The 16,130-nt window shown below is 64.0% G+C and carries 13 protein-coding genes and 1 pseudogene; 9 read left to right on the top strand and 5 right to left on the bottom strand.

Translation table 11 applies throughout. The features are described from left to right. Positions 1-24 precede the first annotated feature (24 nt). From tatA to D3I60_RS07635, 3 genes are read left to right on the top strand one after another with little or no spacing between them, the layout of a single operon-like run. Positions 25-306 (top strand): Sec-independent protein translocase subunit TatA, encoded by a 282-nt coding sequence (gene tatA, locus D3I60_RS07645; protein WP_262775532.1) that lies wholly within the window; start codon positions 25-27, stop codon positions 304-306. Beyond that, a complete protein-coding gene (gene tatC / locus D3I60_RS07640) occupies positions 303-1,145 on the top strand; it encodes a twin-arginine translocase subunit TatC (RefSeq protein ID WP_308423766.1) in 843 nt (280 codons plus the stop codon). The genes tatA and tatC overlap by 4 nt, the downstream gene beginning before the upstream one ends. Then, complete coding sequence (locus D3I60_RS07635; protein WP_262775531.1) at positions 1,138-3,858, top strand: DEAD/DEAH box helicase; 2,721 nt, start codon at positions 1,138-1,140, stop codon at positions 3,856-3,858. The genes tatC and D3I60_RS07635 overlap by 8 nt, the downstream gene beginning before the upstream one ends. A gap of 54 nt (positions 3,859-3,912) precedes the next feature. Here D3I60_RS07635 and secA2 read toward each other — a convergent pair whose 3' ends face one another. Both secA2 and D3I60_RS07625 read right to left on the bottom strand, forming a co-directional pair. Next, positions 3,913-6,174, bottom strand: a complete 2,262-nt coding sequence (gene secA2 / locus D3I60_RS07630; RefSeq protein ID WP_262775530.1) for an accessory Sec system translocase SecA2 — start codon at positions 6,172-6,174, stop codon at positions 3,913-3,915. 42 nt (positions 6,175-6,216) lie between these two features. After that, positions 6,217-7,920 (bottom strand): 5'-3' exonuclease H3TH domain-containing protein, encoded by a 1,704-nt coding sequence (locus D3I60_RS07625; protein ID WP_262775529.1) that lies wholly within the window; start codon positions 7,918-7,920, stop codon positions 6,217-6,219. Positions 7,921-7,996: 76 nt separating this feature from the next. Between D3I60_RS07625 and D3I60_RS07620 the strand changes: the two genes are divergently transcribed. After that, positions 7,997-8,923, top strand: coding sequence for a metal-dependent hydrolase (locus D3I60_RS07620; RefSeq protein ID WP_262775564.1), 927 nt, complete (start codon positions 7,997-7,999; stop codon positions 8,921-8,923). 169 nt (positions 8,924-9,092) lie between these two features. Then, positions 9,093-9,656, top strand: a pseudogene (locus D3I60_RS19495) (glycosyltransferase); the annotation flags it as partial. 338 nt (positions 9,657-9,994) lie between these two features. Here the strand turns inward: D3I60_RS19495 and D3I60_RS07610 are convergent. Further along, on the bottom strand, positions 9,995-10,336 hold the full coding sequence (locus D3I60_RS07610; RefSeq protein ID WP_262775528.1) for an RNA polymerase-binding protein RbpA: 342 nt from the start codon (positions 10,334-10,336) through the stop codon (positions 9,995-9,997). A gap of 111 nt (positions 10,337-10,447) precedes the next feature. After that, entirely contained in the window at positions 10,448-11,212 is a 765-nt protein-coding gene (locus D3I60_RS07605; protein ID WP_262775527.1) for a glycerophosphodiester phosphodiesterase family protein, read from the bottom strand. A gap of 56 nt (positions 11,213-11,268) precedes the next feature. Here D3I60_RS07605 and D3I60_RS07600 point away from each other — a divergent pair, with 56 nt between their 5' ends. Both D3I60_RS07600 and D3I60_RS07595 read left to right on the top strand, forming a co-directional pair. Then, the gene (locus D3I60_RS07600; protein WP_262775526.1) at positions 11,269-11,592 is read left to right on the top strand and encodes a hypothetical protein; all 324 of its coding nucleotides are present in this window, start codon (positions 11,269-11,271) and stop codon (positions 11,590-11,592) included. 277 nt (positions 11,593-11,869) lie between these two features. Then, the gene (locus D3I60_RS07595; RefSeq protein ID WP_262775525.1) at positions 11,870-12,652 is read left to right on the top strand and encodes a septal ring lytic transglycosylase RlpA family protein; all 783 of its coding nucleotides are present in this window, start codon (positions 11,870-11,872) and stop codon (positions 12,650-12,652) included. Positions 12,653-12,681: 29 nt separating this feature from the next. Here the strand turns inward: D3I60_RS07595 and D3I60_RS07590 are convergent, their stop codons facing one another. After that, positions 12,682-13,617, bottom strand: a complete 936-nt coding sequence (locus D3I60_RS07590; RefSeq protein WP_262775524.1) for a helix-turn-helix transcriptional regulator — start codon at positions 13,615-13,617, stop codon at positions 12,682-12,684. A gap of 63 nt (positions 13,618-13,680) precedes the next feature. On the opposite strand from D3I60_RS07590, the gene D3I60_RS07585 reads away from it, so the two are divergent. Together D3I60_RS07585 and D3I60_RS07580 are read left to right on the top strand one after the other, a co-directional pair. Next, positions 13,681-14,667 (top strand): SDR family oxidoreductase, encoded by a 987-nt coding sequence (locus D3I60_RS07585; protein ID WP_262775523.1) that lies wholly within the window; start codon positions 13,681-13,683, stop codon positions 14,665-14,667. A 104-nt stretch (positions 14,668-14,771) separates the two neighbouring features. After that, positions 14,772-16,130: a flavin monoamine oxidase family protein gene (locus tag D3I60_RS07580; protein WP_262775522.1), complete on the top strand. Its 1,359-nt coding sequence runs from the start codon at positions 14,772-14,774 to the stop codon at positions 16,128-16,130.

Below are 16,130 nucleotides of genomic sequence, written 5' to 3'. Positions count from 1 at the left end.
CATCAACAATCCAAGGAGCTCCCCATGAGACCAAGTTTCGTGCAGATCGCGATCGTGATCCTCATCATCGTGATCATCTTCGGCGCACCCAAACTGCCGCAGCTGGCCCGAAGCCTGGGACAGTCGATGAAGATCTTCAAGTCCGAAGTCAAGGACCTGCGCGACGACGACGAATCCGGCAAGACCACCGAGCCGGGAGCGCTCAACCAGAACTCCTCGACCGATTCCACCACGGCCACCGGTGAAACCACTGGATCCGAGGAGTCGCGGCGAGAGAAGCAGGACCCGCAGTCTCACGAGAAGTGAAAGAGAACAGCCAGCGGAAGCCATCTCGATCACGGAAGAGCAATCCTGAGAAGAAGATGCCCGTCGTCGGGCACCTCGTCGAGTTGCGCAATCGCGTCATCATCTCCGCCATCGCCATCGCTCTGGGCGCGGTGGCAGGCTGGTTCCTCTACGACCCTGTCCTCGACATCCTCCAAGAGCCGATCCGGACGATCCGTGACAACGGCGGACGGATGGCCGAGATCAACTTCGCCGGAGTCGCCTCTCCCTTCGACCTGAAGATCAAACTCTCGTTCTTCATCGGTCTCTTCCTCTCCTGCCCCATCTGGCTCTATGAGGTCTGGGCCTTCATCGTCCCGGGACTGAAGCGCAAGGAGAAGCTGTACTCCCTCGGATTCCTCGGGGCAGCGATTCCGCTGTTCCTGGCCGGGTCGACCATGGCGTTCTTCGCTCTGCCCAATGCGGTGAAGGCACTGACCTCGTTCACCCCCGAGGGCGGCACGAACATCATCCCGGCACAGGATTACCTGAGCTTCGTGATGATCATCATCGTCGTCTTCGGACTCGCGTTCGTCCTTCCCGTGCTCATGGTGGGACTCAACATGCTCGGAATCCTGTCGGCGGAGAGGATCAAGAAATCGTGGCGCATCATCGTCATGCTCGTCTTCCTGTTCGCCGCGATCGCCACCCCGACTCCGGATGCCATGTCCATGTTCTTCCTCGTCATCCCCATGATGACCTTGTTCTGCCTGGCGTGGGTGATCTGTGTCTTCAATGATCGCCGACGTAAGAAGCGCCTGATCGCGCAGGGCCTGTGGGTCGACGAGGACGAACTGACCGACGAAGAGAAGAATGACTGACCCTACGCCGCTTTCGTCCGACACTTCTGCCGAAGAACCGCTGAGCCCCTCGGCCGCCTATGCCGATTTCAAGGCGCGTGCGGAATTCGCCCGCACTCCCTTGGGACAGTTCATGGAGCGCACCGAGTTCGCCCTCGATGACTTCCAGGTCGAAGCCTGCAGTCATCTGCAGGACGGCGAGGACGTGCTGGTCACAGCGCCGACCGGTGCCGGCAAGACGCTCATCGCGGAGTTCGCTGTGGAATTGGCCCGCGGCGAGGGCAAACGGGTCTTCTACACTACCCCGATCAAGGCGCTGAGCAATCAGAAGTTCAATGACCTCGCAGAAGTCCATGGGGCGGAGAACGTCGGGCTGCTCACCGGCGACACGTCGATCCGCCGCGATGCGCCGATCATCGTGATGACCACCGAAGTGCTGCGCAATATGCTCTACAACGACGTGTCTGGTCTCTCGGACCTCGGATTCGTCGTCCTCGACGAAGTCCACTACCTCGCCGACCGGTTCCGCGGGCCGGTGTGGGAAGAGGTCATCATCCACCTGCCGGACCGTGTGCAGATGGTGTCTCTGTCGGCGACGGTGTCGAATGTGGAGGAGTTCGGGGCCTGGCTGCGTGAAGTCCGGGGACCGACGACGATCGTATCCACGAGTCACCGGCCGGTGCCGCTGGTCAATCACGTCCTGGTCGGCCATCGGATGTACGACCTGTTCACGCACAGTGATTCCGACCGCATCGATCCGGCACTCAACCACGCCACTCGCACACACGGGGGACCGCGGTCGAAGCGCGCACGTGCCACCCGTGCCCGATTCCGCCGTCCCAGCCGCACTCAGGTTGTGGCATCTCTCGCCGAGGCGGCCATGCTCCCGGCGATCATGTTCATCTTCTCCCGCAATGGCTGCGATGAAGCCGTCGAACAGTATCTGGGCACGGGCACCGATCTGAACTCTCGGGAGGAGAAGACGATCGTCAATGCCGCTCTCGAGTCGCTGCGCGACGATCTCGCCGACGAAGACCTCGGCATCCTCGGCTATCACACCTTCCGCGAGGGTCTGCTGCTCGGAGTTGCCGCGCACCATGCGGGGATGATCCCGCAGTTCAAACAGCTCGTCGAGGAGCTGTTCTCGCAGGGAATCATCAAGGTCGTCTTCGCCACGGAGACGCTGGCGCTGGGCATCAACATGCCTGCGCGCACCGTCGTGCTCGAGAAGCTCGTGAAGTTCAACGGCGAAGCACATGTGATGATCACTCCGGGGGAGTACACCCAGCTGACCGGGCGGGCAGGTCGCCGCGGAATCGACCGCATCGGCCATTCGGTCGTGGTGTGGCACCCGACCATCGAGGTCAGCGAGCTGGCAGCCTTGGCCTCGAACCGCTCTTACGCACTGAATTCGGCGTTCGGGCCGACCTACAACATGACGGCGAATCTGCTGTCGCGAATGAGTTCGGACGAGGCAGCCAAGGTGCTCGAGACCTCCTTCGCCCAGTTCCAGGCCGATAAGGCCGTCGTCGGCCTGGCGCGGAAGGTGCGCAAGAACGAAGCCACGATCGAGGCGTACGAGAAGTCCATGCACTGCGATCTCGGTGACTTCTCCGAATACGCCGGACTGCGCCGGGCTCTCTCGGACACCCAGAAGCAGGAGACCCGGACGAAGTCGCGGAACAGGCAGCGCGACATCGTCGAATCCCTCACCGCACTCAAGATCGGCGATGTCGTCACGATGCCGGCCAAACGGGTCGGCGGTCGCGCAGTCATCATCAATCCGATGAGCAACAAGGACGGTGTCTCGCGACTGCCCACCGTCCTGACAGAGCAGGGCAAGGTGTGGCATCTGCGACCCCACGAGGTGACCGAACCCGTCGCCTCCCAGGGGCGCGTCCGAGTGCCGAAGAAGTTCAACCACCGGCAGGCAGGCGATCGCAGGCAGCTGCTGTCCATCCTCGAAGCCGCTGTTGCCGACGGCAGGGTCGATGCGGAGGCCCATTGGCAATCGACCCGACAGCATCAGGGGGAGAGCACCACTGTCGCCGAACTCCAGGCACAGATGCGGGCACATCCCTGTCACTACTGCCCGGATCGGGAAGTCCACGCCCGATGGGCCAACCGTGCGGACAAGCTCGTCCGGGAGAACGATTCGCTCATCGCCCGGATCGAAGGCCGCACCACCTCGATCGCTCTGGTGTTCGACCGTGTCCAGGATGTGCTGCGCGGGCTCGGGTTCGATCCCGAGCACTCGACGATGCTGCGGCGGATCTACGGCGAACGGGATCTCCTGGTGGCACTGACGATTCGCGCCGGATTGTGGGACAGACTCAATGAGCCGGAACTTGCAGCCTACGCCTCGATCTTCGTGTTCCAGTCGCGCAGGGACACCCTGACCGCACATCGGGCACCGAGCGCCGACCTCAAGGCTGTCTGCGATGAATCGGAGACGATCTGGCGTCGGCTCTTCCACCTCGAAGAACAGCATGCTCTGACCACGACTGACGAACCGGACCGTGGGCTGATCAGACCGATGTACCGGTGGACAGAAGGCAAAACCCTGTCGGAATCACTGCGGGGCAGTGATATCGCTGCCGGTGACTTCGTCAGATGGGCCAAACAGAGCCTCGATCTGCTCGGTCAGGTCGCTGAGGTCATCGACGCGGAGACCGCAGTGCGCGTTCGTCGCACCATCGAAGCCATTCGTCGCGGAGTCGTCGCCGACTCCTGAGCGTCACCGCGTCTGCGCTCTCCGCCGGGGGAGTGCAGACGCAGCGTCATCGTCTCAGCGACGGACCTTCTTGACGATGTTCTCGATATCGGAGCCGAACGCGTTCTCCGTCGTCAGGTAGGTCCACGTCGACGACGGGCGTTTGAGTCCGTGCGACTCGAGGTCGATTCCCTCATCGGTGATCGTCGCTTCCTCGACCGTCGACTTCGAATCGTCGATGACATCGGACCAGAACGATGAGAAGACCCGGATCGACTCGGTGTTGAACGCCTCGTGCGGCTTCTCCCTGGCGAATGTGCGCAGGTGGATGCCCTCACGCAGATCGTTGAGGAAGGCGAGGTGATCGACCCAACGCGCGTCGAGGTGGAAGAGCATGACCTCTCGCAGCACCGAGTCCAGCAGCTCTTCGGAGTGGTCCTGCGCGATCTCATCGGCACGGTCGCCGAGCTCCTTGCGCAGCTGCTCGACGGGCTCGTCGTCCTTGCGGATCTCGGCTCGGCGCTCGAGGACGAGCTCGCGCTGTTTGGCCATGAGCTCATTGAAGCGCCAGGTGTCACGATGCAGTGCGGTGTTCTGTCCCTCAGCGATGCGCTGAGCGTGTTCGACGAGGCCGAGCGCGCGCTTGGATTCGATGAGACCTGTCTCATCACCTTCGGAGACGAAGCGTTGGATCTCGGGAACCCTGGTGACCAGTTCGTCTTCGAGGCTGGTGAAGAACACGGACGTGCCGGGATCGCCCTGACGACCCGCGCGACCGCGCAGCTGGTCATCGAGTCGCGATGACGGATAGCGACCGGCACCGATGACGAGGAGGCCCCCGGCGTCAGCGACCTCGTCGTCGGCCAGTCGGATGTCCGTTCCGCGTCCGGCCATCTGCGTCGACACCGTCACCGCACCGGGTGCACCGGCTTTCGCGATGATCTCTGCTTCCCGGGAATCGTCCTTGGCGTTGAGGACGGCGACGTCGATTCCGCGTTCGGTCAGCCGTTCGGCCAACGACTCGCTCTCGGCCACCGAGGAGGTGCCGATGAGAACGGGACGGCTGCGGGCATGATGGTCGGCGACCTCTTCGACGATCGCTCGTTCCTTCGACTCCTGATAGGTGAACAGGCGGTCGGGTTCGTCGACGCGGATCACGGGCAGGTGCGTATCGATGGGCACGATCTCCAGCCCATAGAATTCGCGCAGATCGTCCCCGACAGCCAGAGCGGTGCCGGTCATTCCGCAGACGGTCTGATATCCGTGGATGAGTTCTTCGACCGTCATCTGGTCGAGGATCTCACCGCTGTCGGTGGCGTCGAGGCTCTCCTTGGCTTCGACCGCAGCTTGGAGTCCGTCCGGCCAGCGCTGGAGTTCGGCGACGCGACCTCGGGAGGAGGAGATGAGTTTGATCCGTCCATCGACGACGAGATAGTCGACGTCGCGTCTGACCAGCGCTCGGGCATGGAGTGCCAGATTGACGGCGGCGAGCGTCTCGGAGTCCTCTCCGAAGAGTTCGACGTCGAGTTCCTCCTCGACCCGGTCGACTCCGGCGTCGGTGAGTGAGACGGCGTGCCTGTCGGCGCTGACCTCATAGTCGGTGTCGGGGCTGAGTCGGGACACGAGCGCTGCGATGGCGGCGTCGGTGTCCTGGACGCTGGACGATCCGGCGAGGACGAGCGGCACACGCGCTTCGTCGATGAGCACGGAGTCGGCCTCATCGACGATGACGACATCGCGTTCGGGAACCCGCTGATCGGCATCCTCTGTCAGGAACCGGTCACGGAGGACATCGAAGCCGACCTCGGTGACCGAGGCGTAGACGACCTCGGAGCGGTAGGCTTCACGGCGTTCGTCATCGCCCTGCGCGCCGGAGATCGCGGCCGACTTCACCCCGAGGAGGTCGAACAGGGGCTTCATCCAGTTGCGGTCACGGACGGCGAGATAGTCGTTGACGCTGACGACGTGAACGCGTCGCCCCTGCAGTGCGTAGCCGGCTGCGGCCAGCGCACCGACAAGAGTCTTGCCCTCACCGGTGGCCATCTGCACGATGCTGCCCTGCAGCAGGCCGATGAGTCCGCGAAGCTGTGTGTCATAGGCGCGCTCGTCCAGAACCCGCTCACCGGCTTCGCGCGCCAGAGCGCAGTAGCGGATGAAAGTCTGCTGCTGGGTGCCCGAAGCGAATACCTCGCCGGCAGCTTCCGTGAGTTCGGCATCGCTGAGCTCGGAGAATTCGCGCCCGGCCGCGTCCAGATCGTCGACGGCGCGCTCGAACCAACCTGTCGTCTTCTCCGCATGAGAGCCGGGTCGGTTGAGCAGGCGAGAAAAGAATCCCATTGTCGTCCTTCGTCGTTTGTACGTCGGTGTCGAGTCTAGCGCTCAGGACATGGGCCACGAACCGTCGACGACGGCCTCGGCATTGCCCTTCTGCCGTAGCCAGGCCTGCAGCCCAGCGGCCTGTGAGCGCTTCCAATCGGCCTGTGCGGCCATGATCTCATCGTTGCTCAGCGCCGAGATTTCCGTGGACTTTTCGGCCAATGCTCGGGAAATGTCCAGAGCCGCCAGAGCGTCGGCGGCAGCATCATGGGCGTCGAGGAGTTCGACGCGGTAGGTCTTCGCCGTCTCTATGAGCGTCCTTTTGCCCTTACGGTAGGGATCGATGTGCTTGTCGACGACGAAGGTGTCGACGATCGTCGGGATGATCGAGGGGAAATCGATGTCCGGGCGGTGGCGGGCCACCTCGGCGGCCATCACACTGAGGTCGTAGACGACGTTGTGCCCCACGATGACGGCGCCCTCTTCTCTCAGTGCGGCGAATTCTGCGCACAGCTCGCTGATGACCTGAGTGGCGGTCGCTCCGTTTGCCTGAGCGAATTCGGTGGTGATGCCGTGGACCGCCCGCGCCGATTCGGGAATCTCGATCCCCGGATCGGCCAGCCACGTGCGCACCTGATCCGCCGCATCGACGAAGGCGGCGGTGACGATGCGGGCAGTGGCCGGTTCGACTCCGGTGGTCTCGAGGTCGAAGCCGACGAGCCGCGACTGAGGCCACGAACCGGCGTTCCCGCTCCGGGCCGTCGACTCAGCCGACTCGGCAGACTTGGGTGGCGGGGACGCTGTCGCTGTGCGTCCAGGTGCCGCGGGTTGTGCTGATGCCGCACCGGCGGTCCCCGATACGGATTCGAGAGCACCGATGAGATTGTCGACGGAGCGGCGGATGTTCTGCCCCTCGGCCGCGCCCTCGACCGCGTCGCGGTCGAAGCTGTTCGGGACGGTGTCGAGGTCGATGCCGTGATCGACGTCGGTCAGGCAGCGCATGACCTCCAGAGTCTTGTACAGACTCTCCTCGACCTCGATGATCGTTGCGGCTCGCTTCGGACTGAGCCCGCCGGTCTTCACCCCGGCCTTGGCGGCCTTCACGATCGATTCGAGGGAGCCGAAGTTCTCCAGCAGGGTCGCGGCGGTCTTCTCCCCGATGCCAGGTGCGCCGGGAAGCCCGTCGGACGGATCGCCGCGCAGAGCGGCGAGCTCGCGGTAGCGGGCGCCGTCGGGCACTCCGTAGGCCGTCGGCAGGTCGGTCTGCGCCAGGGCTTCCCACTCGCCGCCTTTCCGGGGGCGCAGTACGCTGACTTCGGCGGACGAGTCGAGCAGAGCCAACAGATCGCGGTCGGGGGAGACGATGACCACAGGGGTTCTCGACTGGGCGGCCATCGTGGCGATGACGTCATCGGCTTCGGTCCCGGCCACCTCGGCGATGGGAATCCCCGCGGCCGTGAGGACGCGTTTCATGATCGGCAGCTGCACGGCCAGCTCCGGGGGGATCTCCGTGCCGGCTTCCTCATCCTTGACGCGTGCCGCCTTGTACTCGGGCATGACCGCGGTGCGGAAGGCCGGACGCCAATCCGCGTCCATCGTCGCGATCACACGATCGGTGTCGAACCGGCGCACCATCTGGGCGACGGTGTCGAGCACCCCTCGTACGGCGTTGACCGGGTGACCGTCGGCATTGACGATCGAATCCGGCACCGAATAGAAGGCGCGGTAGTACAGGGCTGGAGTATCGAGCAGAACCAAGGGCTTCACAATCGATGACGATACCCGACCCTGCTGACACAGGTGTAGCCGCAACGGCCGACGGTGTAGCCTGTCGGCTGTGACTATGTGCTTTGGCGGAGATGTTTACAGCAGTGTCGACCCGTTTGCGACGGCGCTGGGATATGCAGACGGAAAGGTCTCGTTCATCGGCTCCGATGAAGCGGCCAAGGCTCTGGACCCGGAGGCGATCGACCTCGGTGAGGACTTCCTCACCCCGGGCTTCGTCCACGCCGGGCTGATCGTGGACGACTCGGCCCCGTCGGCAGCCGACCTGTACGCGCAGGGATTCACTCATGTGCACGCGATCGGCACCGCCGAGGCGGTCGCCCGGTTCGCCGCCGACGCTCCGGAGGCACTGTCGATCGTCGACTACCCGCAGCTGGACTCCGGTTCCGTTGGGTCCCGTCGCGCCTCGATCACCGCCGCTGACCTGCTCGGACTCGAGGAGCTGCCGGCACTGAGCCTCTTCATCCTCGTCGACTCGGACGACCAGCTCACCGAGGTGCTCGAGACTCTGCGGGCTGATCCCGCTCATGCCCAACGCCACGGGTACCGTCTGCGCCTGGACTTCGCCGTTCCGGACGATCAGGTCCAAGCCCTCGGCCGCAGCGGAATCGCCATCACCGTCGACCCGGCTCGCCCGCAGCCCCTGGCTCAGCTGCTTGCCTCGGGAGCGCAGGTGTCCTTCAGCCATTCCGAGACCTCGCCCTGGGCAGGAGTGCGGGATGCCGTCGTCGGCGACGGAGGAATCGGCGCCCGTGCGGCCTTCAACGCTGCAACCCGCTTCGCCCACAGGGCGGCCGGAAATCCCGAAGGCGGAGTGCTCGCCCCCGGTGCCGATGCCGATATCGTGCGCTGGAAGGTCGAACGGCTCGTCGTTCAGGTCGCTGACCCGCGCGTCGCAGCCTGGAGCACCGACCCGCGGTCGGGAACGCCTGGGCTGCCCGAACTGTCTCCCGATGTGGCGCTGCCCACTCGGGTGGAACTCTGATCCGAAACCGACGCCTCGGTCTGTCCAGTCGACACGCCGATGGACTGAAAATTTCGGTTTTTTGATTGAGCCTCTGACCTGCAGTTTCAGCCATCAGCGCAGGTCACAGCGATTTTGCAAAGTCTCTGTGGGCCACTAGATTCGACGTGAACATTCCGCTTGAAGTGGGATGGAGTCGGCACTCCCGTCAATAGATAACTCGCTGCCGCGGCAGCGTGGTCCGAAGGCGGGGGTGTCGACTCATTGTCTGGGGCGACTACCGCGTATCGTGGAGTCCGTGCTTTCCAAGATTCTTGTCGTCATCCCCACTTTCAACGAACGTCTCGCCCTCCCCGTAACTTTGGCCGGACTGTTCGAGCAGCAGCCCGAAGCCGACGTCCTCATCGTCGACGACAGCTCTCCCGATGGAACCGGCGAGTGGGTCGATGAGCAGGCTGAGAAGGATCCCCGCATCAACGTCCTCCACCGCAGCGAGAAGTCAGGCCTCGGAATGGCCTATATCGCTGGATTCGAATGGGCATTGGACCGCGACTACGAGATCATCTGCGAGTTCGATGCTGACGGTTCTCACCGTTCCCTTGACCTGGGGCAGCTGCTCGACGCCGCGGCAGAAGGACGAGGGGACCTCATCATCGGCTCACGGTGGGTGCCCGGCGGAGAGATCGTCGATTGGCCGAAGTCGAGATACTTCCTCTCCCGCGGCGCGAACGTGTACGTCAACGCGGTCATGGGTCTGGGAGTCAAAGACGCGACCGCCGGTTTCCGCGCGTACAACCGCGCGGTTCTGGAGGCACTCGATCTCACCGATGTGCAGTCGCAGGGATACTGCTTCCAGATCGACATGACCTACCGCACCGTGGAGGCCGGCTTCCGCGTCACCGAGGTGCCCATCGTCTTCGTCGAACGCGAGCTCGGTGAATCGAAGATGAGCGGCTCGATCATCACCGAAGCGTTCACGAAGGTCGCCGGCTGGGGGCTGAGTCGCCGCCGCAGTCAGCTGCGCCGTCAGGTAGCAATAAGGGGTGCAGGTCTGTTGACCTGCACCCCTTTTGGGTTCCTGTTGCGGCTGATTCAGCTCTTGGCCGGAACCTCACCGCGACGGATTGCGAGGCGCTCGTCCAGGAGCACCTGGAGTTCGTCGAAGGATCGGCGTTCCAGGAGCATGTCCCAGTGGGAACGCACATGCTTGACGGGGTCGCCATCGGGTTCGTTGACTCCGACGCGGACACCGATGCCGTGGATTCCCGAATCCCAGGTCGAGGGGACCTCGGCTTCGATGGAGAACGGCACCTTGAAACGGGTCCCGTCTTCGCATTCGAATTCGACCATCTGGCGGGGTGCCGGCTCGACGCCCTCTTCGGTTTCGAGGCTGCGCGAGCCCAACTGTGTTCCGCGGAGACTGCGTTCGCTCATATCTAAGACCTTCCGACTCGACTGCACACCTTGGACGCAATGCAACAGTCTACCGTGCTCGAATATTCCTCGCCGACCGGGAGGGAACCATTCCTCGACCGGATTCTCGACTCAGCCGTGCCGGCCTGCCAGCACCGAGAGGCCGAGCTCGACATCATCGGTGACGATTCCGTCGACTCCGAGATCGAGCAGCGACCGCATCGTCGCCTCGTCATTGATCGTCCAGACGTGGACGAGCAGCCCTGACCGGTGAGCCCGCGCGACGAAATCGGCAGTCACCACAGGCACCCGTCTGAACGAGACCGGAACCTGGAGGGCGTCGGCTCCGGGTGGGAGGGGAGCAACCCCGTGATCGGGAACTCCCGGCAGCCGACCGAGGGCGAAGAGGGCGGTCTCCGTCGTTCCGGTCGACGTCCGCACACCGGGCAGAGCCATGCGCAGCCGTCGGAGCGTTGCGGAATCGAATGAGGCGAGACGGATTCGGTTCGCAGCATGGAAATTGTGAACGAGGCGGATCATCGGGCCGATGCTGTGGGCAGCCTTGACATCGATGTTCCATCGCACCTCCGGCAGTGCTTCCACCAACGACTCGAGGCGTGGGAGCCGACCGCCCGCGAGGAGTTCGACGTGGTCGAGCTCGGCTGCCGGCAGTTCGCGAATGGTGAGGGACAGCCCGGCGATGCGATTGAGGTCGGCATCGTGCGCGGCGAAGAGGACACCGTCGGCGGAGGCGTGGACGTCGGTCTCCATCCACTCGATTCCGGCCGCCGCCGCCGCGGCGAAGGCCTCGAGGGTGTTTTCGCTCATCCCCGGCCACAGGCCACCTCGGTGTGCGATGATCTCTGGGTCCGCGATGACCTCCCGCTGGGAATTCATGGTCCAATCCTAACCAGGGTGTTGATTTCACCGAGGCTGTGTTCAAGGATGGAGCCATGAGCTCACACCGCGAACCCATCGAACCCGACGACGTCATCGACGCGACCGCGAAAACCCCGACCGAACGCGCCCGCCGGGCCGCCGGACGCGCATACAGCGTTGCGAGCACCGGTGTGAAGAACGTGCGTGAGGCGACTTCGACCTCCCGCCTCATCGAAGCCACCGAGAATGGTGTCAACCGTGCATTGGGAAGCGTTTCGCACGCGATCGATGATGCTGTGCGCAGCGGCAAGGTCGAACGAGCCTTTGATCGAGCGCAGGAGACCGTGACGACAGGAGCCGAAGGCGTCCGGAAGCTGGTGACGCGCAAGCCCCGCTGACCATCACCGGCTCACCAGGATCGGCTTGCGTCTCTCGCGCCCGTCGAGATTCCGAGGACCAGCGGCACATGGACATGCTGTAGTGAGCAGACTCTCATCGGTGTGGCACACCGTTCCGGTGTGCCACATTGCTTTTGTAACAGTTCCTTAACTAGAATCTGTGAAGATAACGATCAGATAACTTGGAGTTTCTCCTCGAGCGCACTGCAGCGAGAGGTCTTCCCATCGCATCTCCGAGTTGCCGAGACACTCTCTGATGACGACGAGGAACACCACTGTGGGCAGACACTCAGCACCGAGCACGAAGAAGACCGGCTCGATCTTCTCAGCGCTGACGGCGAAGAAGAAGACTGGACGCCACGGACCGACCGACCGCCAGAACACCGCCGGGGGAGTGCTGGCAGCAGTCCGCACCCGTCCGGTGCTCTCCGCCTTCATCGTGCCGACCGCCGCAACGGCAGCCGTCGTCGCTTCGAGCCTCGCAATGGTGCCCAATGATTCCTCCACGGGCGGCCAGGTCGTGGCGGAAGCGCCGGCCGAATCCCCCGCCGTCGCCGTCTCCGAACCGACGAAGGCCGCGGATGAATTCCTCGCCAAAGCGAAGAAACAGGCCAAGGAGAAGCCCGCAGAAGTCACGATCGACACCCATATCGAGACACCCAGCCCCGAGCCGTCGAAGACCGCAGACAAAAAGGATGAGGCCTCGACCGGCGGCGGGTCCGCGGGTGAGAACGACGGACCGTCGAACTCCGGCGAGTCGACCGGCGAATCCGGCAGCTGCCCCATGTCCTACTACGGCGGCGGTGACGGATTCGACGGCCGTCCGACTGCAAACGGTGAGAAGTTCGATACGAACAAACTCACCGCGGCCCATAAGACTCTGCCGTTCGGTTCCAAGGTGAAGATCACGAACAGCGCGAACGGAAAGTCCGTGACGGTGCGGGTCAACGACCGCGGCCCCTACCACGGCAATCGGTGCTTCGACCTGTCCAAGGCTGCCATGGAGGCCGTCGGCGGCGTCGGCGCCGGGCAGATCAACGGCAAGTACGAAGTGCAGTGACCCGGGCTGTGAGCTGCTGACTGCTCACTTCACTCATTGAGCTCCGCCGCGGCCCGTGCATGATCGTGCAGGTCGCGGCGGAGCTGTTTTGGTGAGAGCACTTCGACCCCGGGCACGGTGACGAGCTGGCTGACGGCCACCTCGTCGGGTTCCATCGGAATGTCGATCTCGAGGGTGTCGCGATCTGTCCGCCCCGTGTTGACGGCGTCCTCGGTGAGTCGGCCCGGAATCGCGCGCAGAAGGTCGTCGATCTGGGCCACGGGCAGTCGCAGTCTCACGAGTGTCCGGCGAATCGAGGCGTCGAATTCGGCCAGCGCCCTCGTCCAGTAGCCCGCGAGGTCGAAAGAAGATGGGGGAGTGCAGTGGAGGAATCGCAGCTCGGCCGAGCCGATCCGTGAGACTCGATAGGTTCGGGGACTGCCTCCCGGCGGCTGAGCCGCGAGATACCAGCGACCGGCCTTGACGACGAGTCCCAGAGGCAGAAGCGCGCGCGATCGCAGACCGTTCCGTCCGCGATATGTGACCTGCAGTCCCCGCTGAGTGCGCAGTGCGGTGACGATGGTGTCGAGCTGCTCGGGATTCTCCTCGGCCATGAACCAGTCCGGCCCGTCGACGAGGATGAGCTGCGAGAATGCCGATGACGATTCGGTGAGGACTTTCGCTCGGGCCGTGGCCAACGTGGACGAGAAGCCGAGATCGGCCGCAGCAGGGGAGCCGATGAGGAGGGAGTCGAGTTCGTCCCGGGTCAGACCCGCCACAGGCGAGACCCATTCGCCGAGGAGGCTGATCCCGCCGCCGGGCCCCGCCTCGGTGATGACGGGAACGCCCATCCGCGACAGCTCACCGAGGTCACGGTAGATCGTCCGCTCGGTGACCTCGAGACGTCCCGCGAGATCGGATGCCGTGATCGGCCGAGAACGCGCACCGAGGATGACGATCTCCGAAACGAGGCGAGCAGCTTTCATAGTTCCGAGAATAAAGAAGGACACTGACACGAGATGTCAGCGGAAGCCGATGAGACTGGTCCCATGAATACACCGACACCGGAATCAACTCACGCCGCCGACCCCGCCGACTTCGCTCCGTTCTCTCAACGTGCGCTGAGCGGCAAGGTCGCCCTCGTCGCCGGAGCCACCCGAGGAGCCGGCCGCGCCATCGCCCGTGACCTCGCACGCGCCGGCGCCTTCGTCCACTGCACCGGCCGATCGACCCACGGGCGTCGCTCCGACTACGGACGCACGGAGACGATCGAAGACACCGCCGCCCTCATCACCGGCGATGGCGGCCAGGCCGAAGCCCACGTCTGTGATCACCTCGATCCGGCCCGGATCTCACAGGTGATCGGCCAGATCGAAACCGACCACGGGCGTCTCGACATCCTCGTCAACGACATCGGGGGAGAAGCCTACGTCGAGTGGGGCACGCCGTTCTGGGAGACCGAACTCGATACCGAGATGCGCTTGTTCCGGGCGGGTCTGCTCACTCACCTGCACACCGCACATGCTGCATTGCCCCTGCTCACACGGAATCCGGGCGGTCTCCATATCGAGATCACCGACGGCACCGCAGAGTTCAACGCAAGCCACTACCGGGAGAATATCTTCCTCGACATCACGAAGACGGCTGTGAGCCGTCTGGCCTTCGGACTCGGCCACGAACTCGACAAGGTGGAAGCGACGGCCGTTGCCATCACCCCCGGTTGGCTGCGATCGGAGATGATGCTCGATCACTTCGGCACCACAGAGGACGACTGGATGCGCGACTCGCTCGACGAAACCCGCACCGAACCGCCACGCGATTTCGCGATCTCCGAGACGCCTCACCTGCTCGGTCGTTCCGTTGTCGCACTGGCCGCCGATCCCGACCGGCACAGCTTCAATTCGACGACGCAGGACACCCACGGATTGGCCGTCCACTACGGATTCAATGACCTCGACGATTCGCGACCCGATTCGTGGAGCTTCATCACTGCTCTCGAGAACGACCCTGCGGCGGATCCCCGCGAGTTCCGCTGACCGCCCGGGCGAGTGCGGATTCCGCACTTGCCGAATCCGTCTTGGCACGGGCCCGGGACCTCGTTAGTCTGAAGCCATCCCAATCGCTTCAGAAGGAGTTCGCCGTGTCCGCAGAAACCCGTGACGTCGTCATCATCGGAGCAGGCCCATCGGGCCTGAGCGCCGCCCGTCGGCTGCGGAAGGCCGGACGCAGCGTCATCGTGCTCGAGGCCCGTGACCGCGTGGGCGGCCGCACCTGGACCGAACACATCGACGGGCAGATGTTCGAACTCGGCGGACAGTGGATCTCCCCGGACCAGACCGCGCTGCTGGCCCTCGTCGACGAACTCGGCAAAGAGACCTACCCGCGGTACCGTGACGGAGACAGCGTCTACATCGCTCCCGACGGAACTCGTACCGTCTATTCGGGAGAGATGTTCCCGGTGGGGGAGTCGACCCAGTCCGAGATGGAGCGCCTCATCGGCATCCTCGACGAACTCGCCGCCAGGATCGGTCCTAAGGCCCCCTGGGATGCCGAAGATGCTGCCGAACTCGATTCGATCTCCTTCCACCACTGGCTGCGTCAGCAGTCCGAGGACGAACTCGCATGTGAGAACATCGGGCTGTTCGTCGCGGGCGGCATGCTGACCAAGCCCGCCACCACCTTCTCAGCACTCCAAGCCATTCTCATGGCCGCCTCGGCGGGATCTTTCACGAATCTCGTCGACGATCACTTCATCCTCGATCGTCGCGTCGTCGGCGGGATGCAGTCGGTTTCGGTGCAGATGGCCGACGAGCTCGGCGAAGACATCGTCCGTCTGCAGCAGCCGGTGCGCCGGATCGAATGGTCGGAGACCGGCGTCAGCGTATCGACCGACGAACTGACAGTCAGCGCAGGCCAGGCGATCGTCGCCGTTCCGCCGAACCTCTACTCGCGCATCAGCTATGACCCGCCTCTGCCCCGGCTTCAGCAGATCTTCCACCAACACCAGTCGATGGGACTCGTCATCAAGGTCCACGCTACCTACGACACCCCGTTCTGGCGCGAAGACGGTCTGTGCGGAACCGGTTTCGGCGCCTCCCGTCTCGTCCAAGAGGTCTACGACAACACGAACCACGGTGAAGAGCAGGGCACTCTCGTCGGCTTCATCTCCGATGTCAACGCCGATGCCATGTGGGCCCTGGACGAAGAGTCCCGCCGGACGAAGATACTCGAAGCCCTCGCCGAATTCCTCGGCCCGAAGGCACTCGACCCGCGGGTGTTCTACCTCTCCGACTTCGGCGCGGAGGAATGGACTCGCGGAGCCTATGCGACGAGCTACGACCTGGGCGGTCTGCACCGGTGGGGACCGTTCCAGAACGACCCCGTCGGGCCCATCCACTTCGCCAGCTCCGATATCGCTGCCGAAGGCTACCAGCACGTCGACGGAGCGGTGCGCATCGGCACCGCCACCGCCGAGAGGATCCTCGGCGAGAAGTCCTGA

This window comes from Brevibacterium permense, assembly GCF_025506275.1.
Lineage (GTDB): Bacteria > Actinomycetota > Actinomycetes > Actinomycetales > Brevibacteriaceae > Brevibacterium > Brevibacterium permense_A.
The sequence above is the reverse complement of the archived record's forward strand: the minus strand, read 5'-3'. Positions and strand labels throughout refer to the sequence as shown.

Excerpts from the sequence above, each read along its gene's own strand:
- D3I60_RS07600 (WP_262775526.1), top strand. The coding sequence starts at position 11,269 with ATGAGCTCACACCGCGAACCCATCGAACCCGACGACGTCATCGACGCG.
- D3I60_RS07605 (WP_262775527.1), bottom strand. The coding sequence starts at position 11,212 with ATGAATTCCCAGCGGGAGGTCATCGCGGACCCAGAGATCATCGCACAC.
- D3I60_RS07610 (WP_262775528.1), bottom strand. The coding sequence starts at position 10,336 with ATGAGCGAACGCAGTCTCCGCGGAACACAGTTGGGCTCGCGCAGCCTC.
- D3I60_RS07585 (WP_262775523.1), top strand. The coding sequence starts at position 13,681 with ATGAATACACCGACACCGGAATCAACTCACGCCGCCGACCCCGCCGAC.
- tatA (WP_262775532.1), top strand. The coding sequence starts at position 25 with ATGAGACCAAGTTTCGTGCAGATCGCGATCGTGATCCTCATCATCGTG.
- secA2 (WP_262775530.1), bottom strand. The coding sequence starts at position 6,174 with ATGGGATTCTTTTCTCGCCTGCTCAACCGACCCGGCTCTCATGCGGAG.
- D3I60_RS07590 (WP_262775524.1), bottom strand. The coding sequence starts at position 13,617 with ATGAAAGCTGCTCGCCTCGTTTCGGAGATCGTCATCCTCGGTGCGCGT.
- D3I60_RS07635 (WP_262775531.1), top strand. The coding sequence starts at position 1,138 with ATGACTGACCCTACGCCGCTTTCGTCCGACACTTCTGCCGAAGAACCG.
- D3I60_RS07620 (WP_262775564.1), top strand. The coding sequence starts at position 7,997 with ATGTGCTTTGGCGGAGATGTTTACAGCAGTGTCGACCCGTTTGCGACG.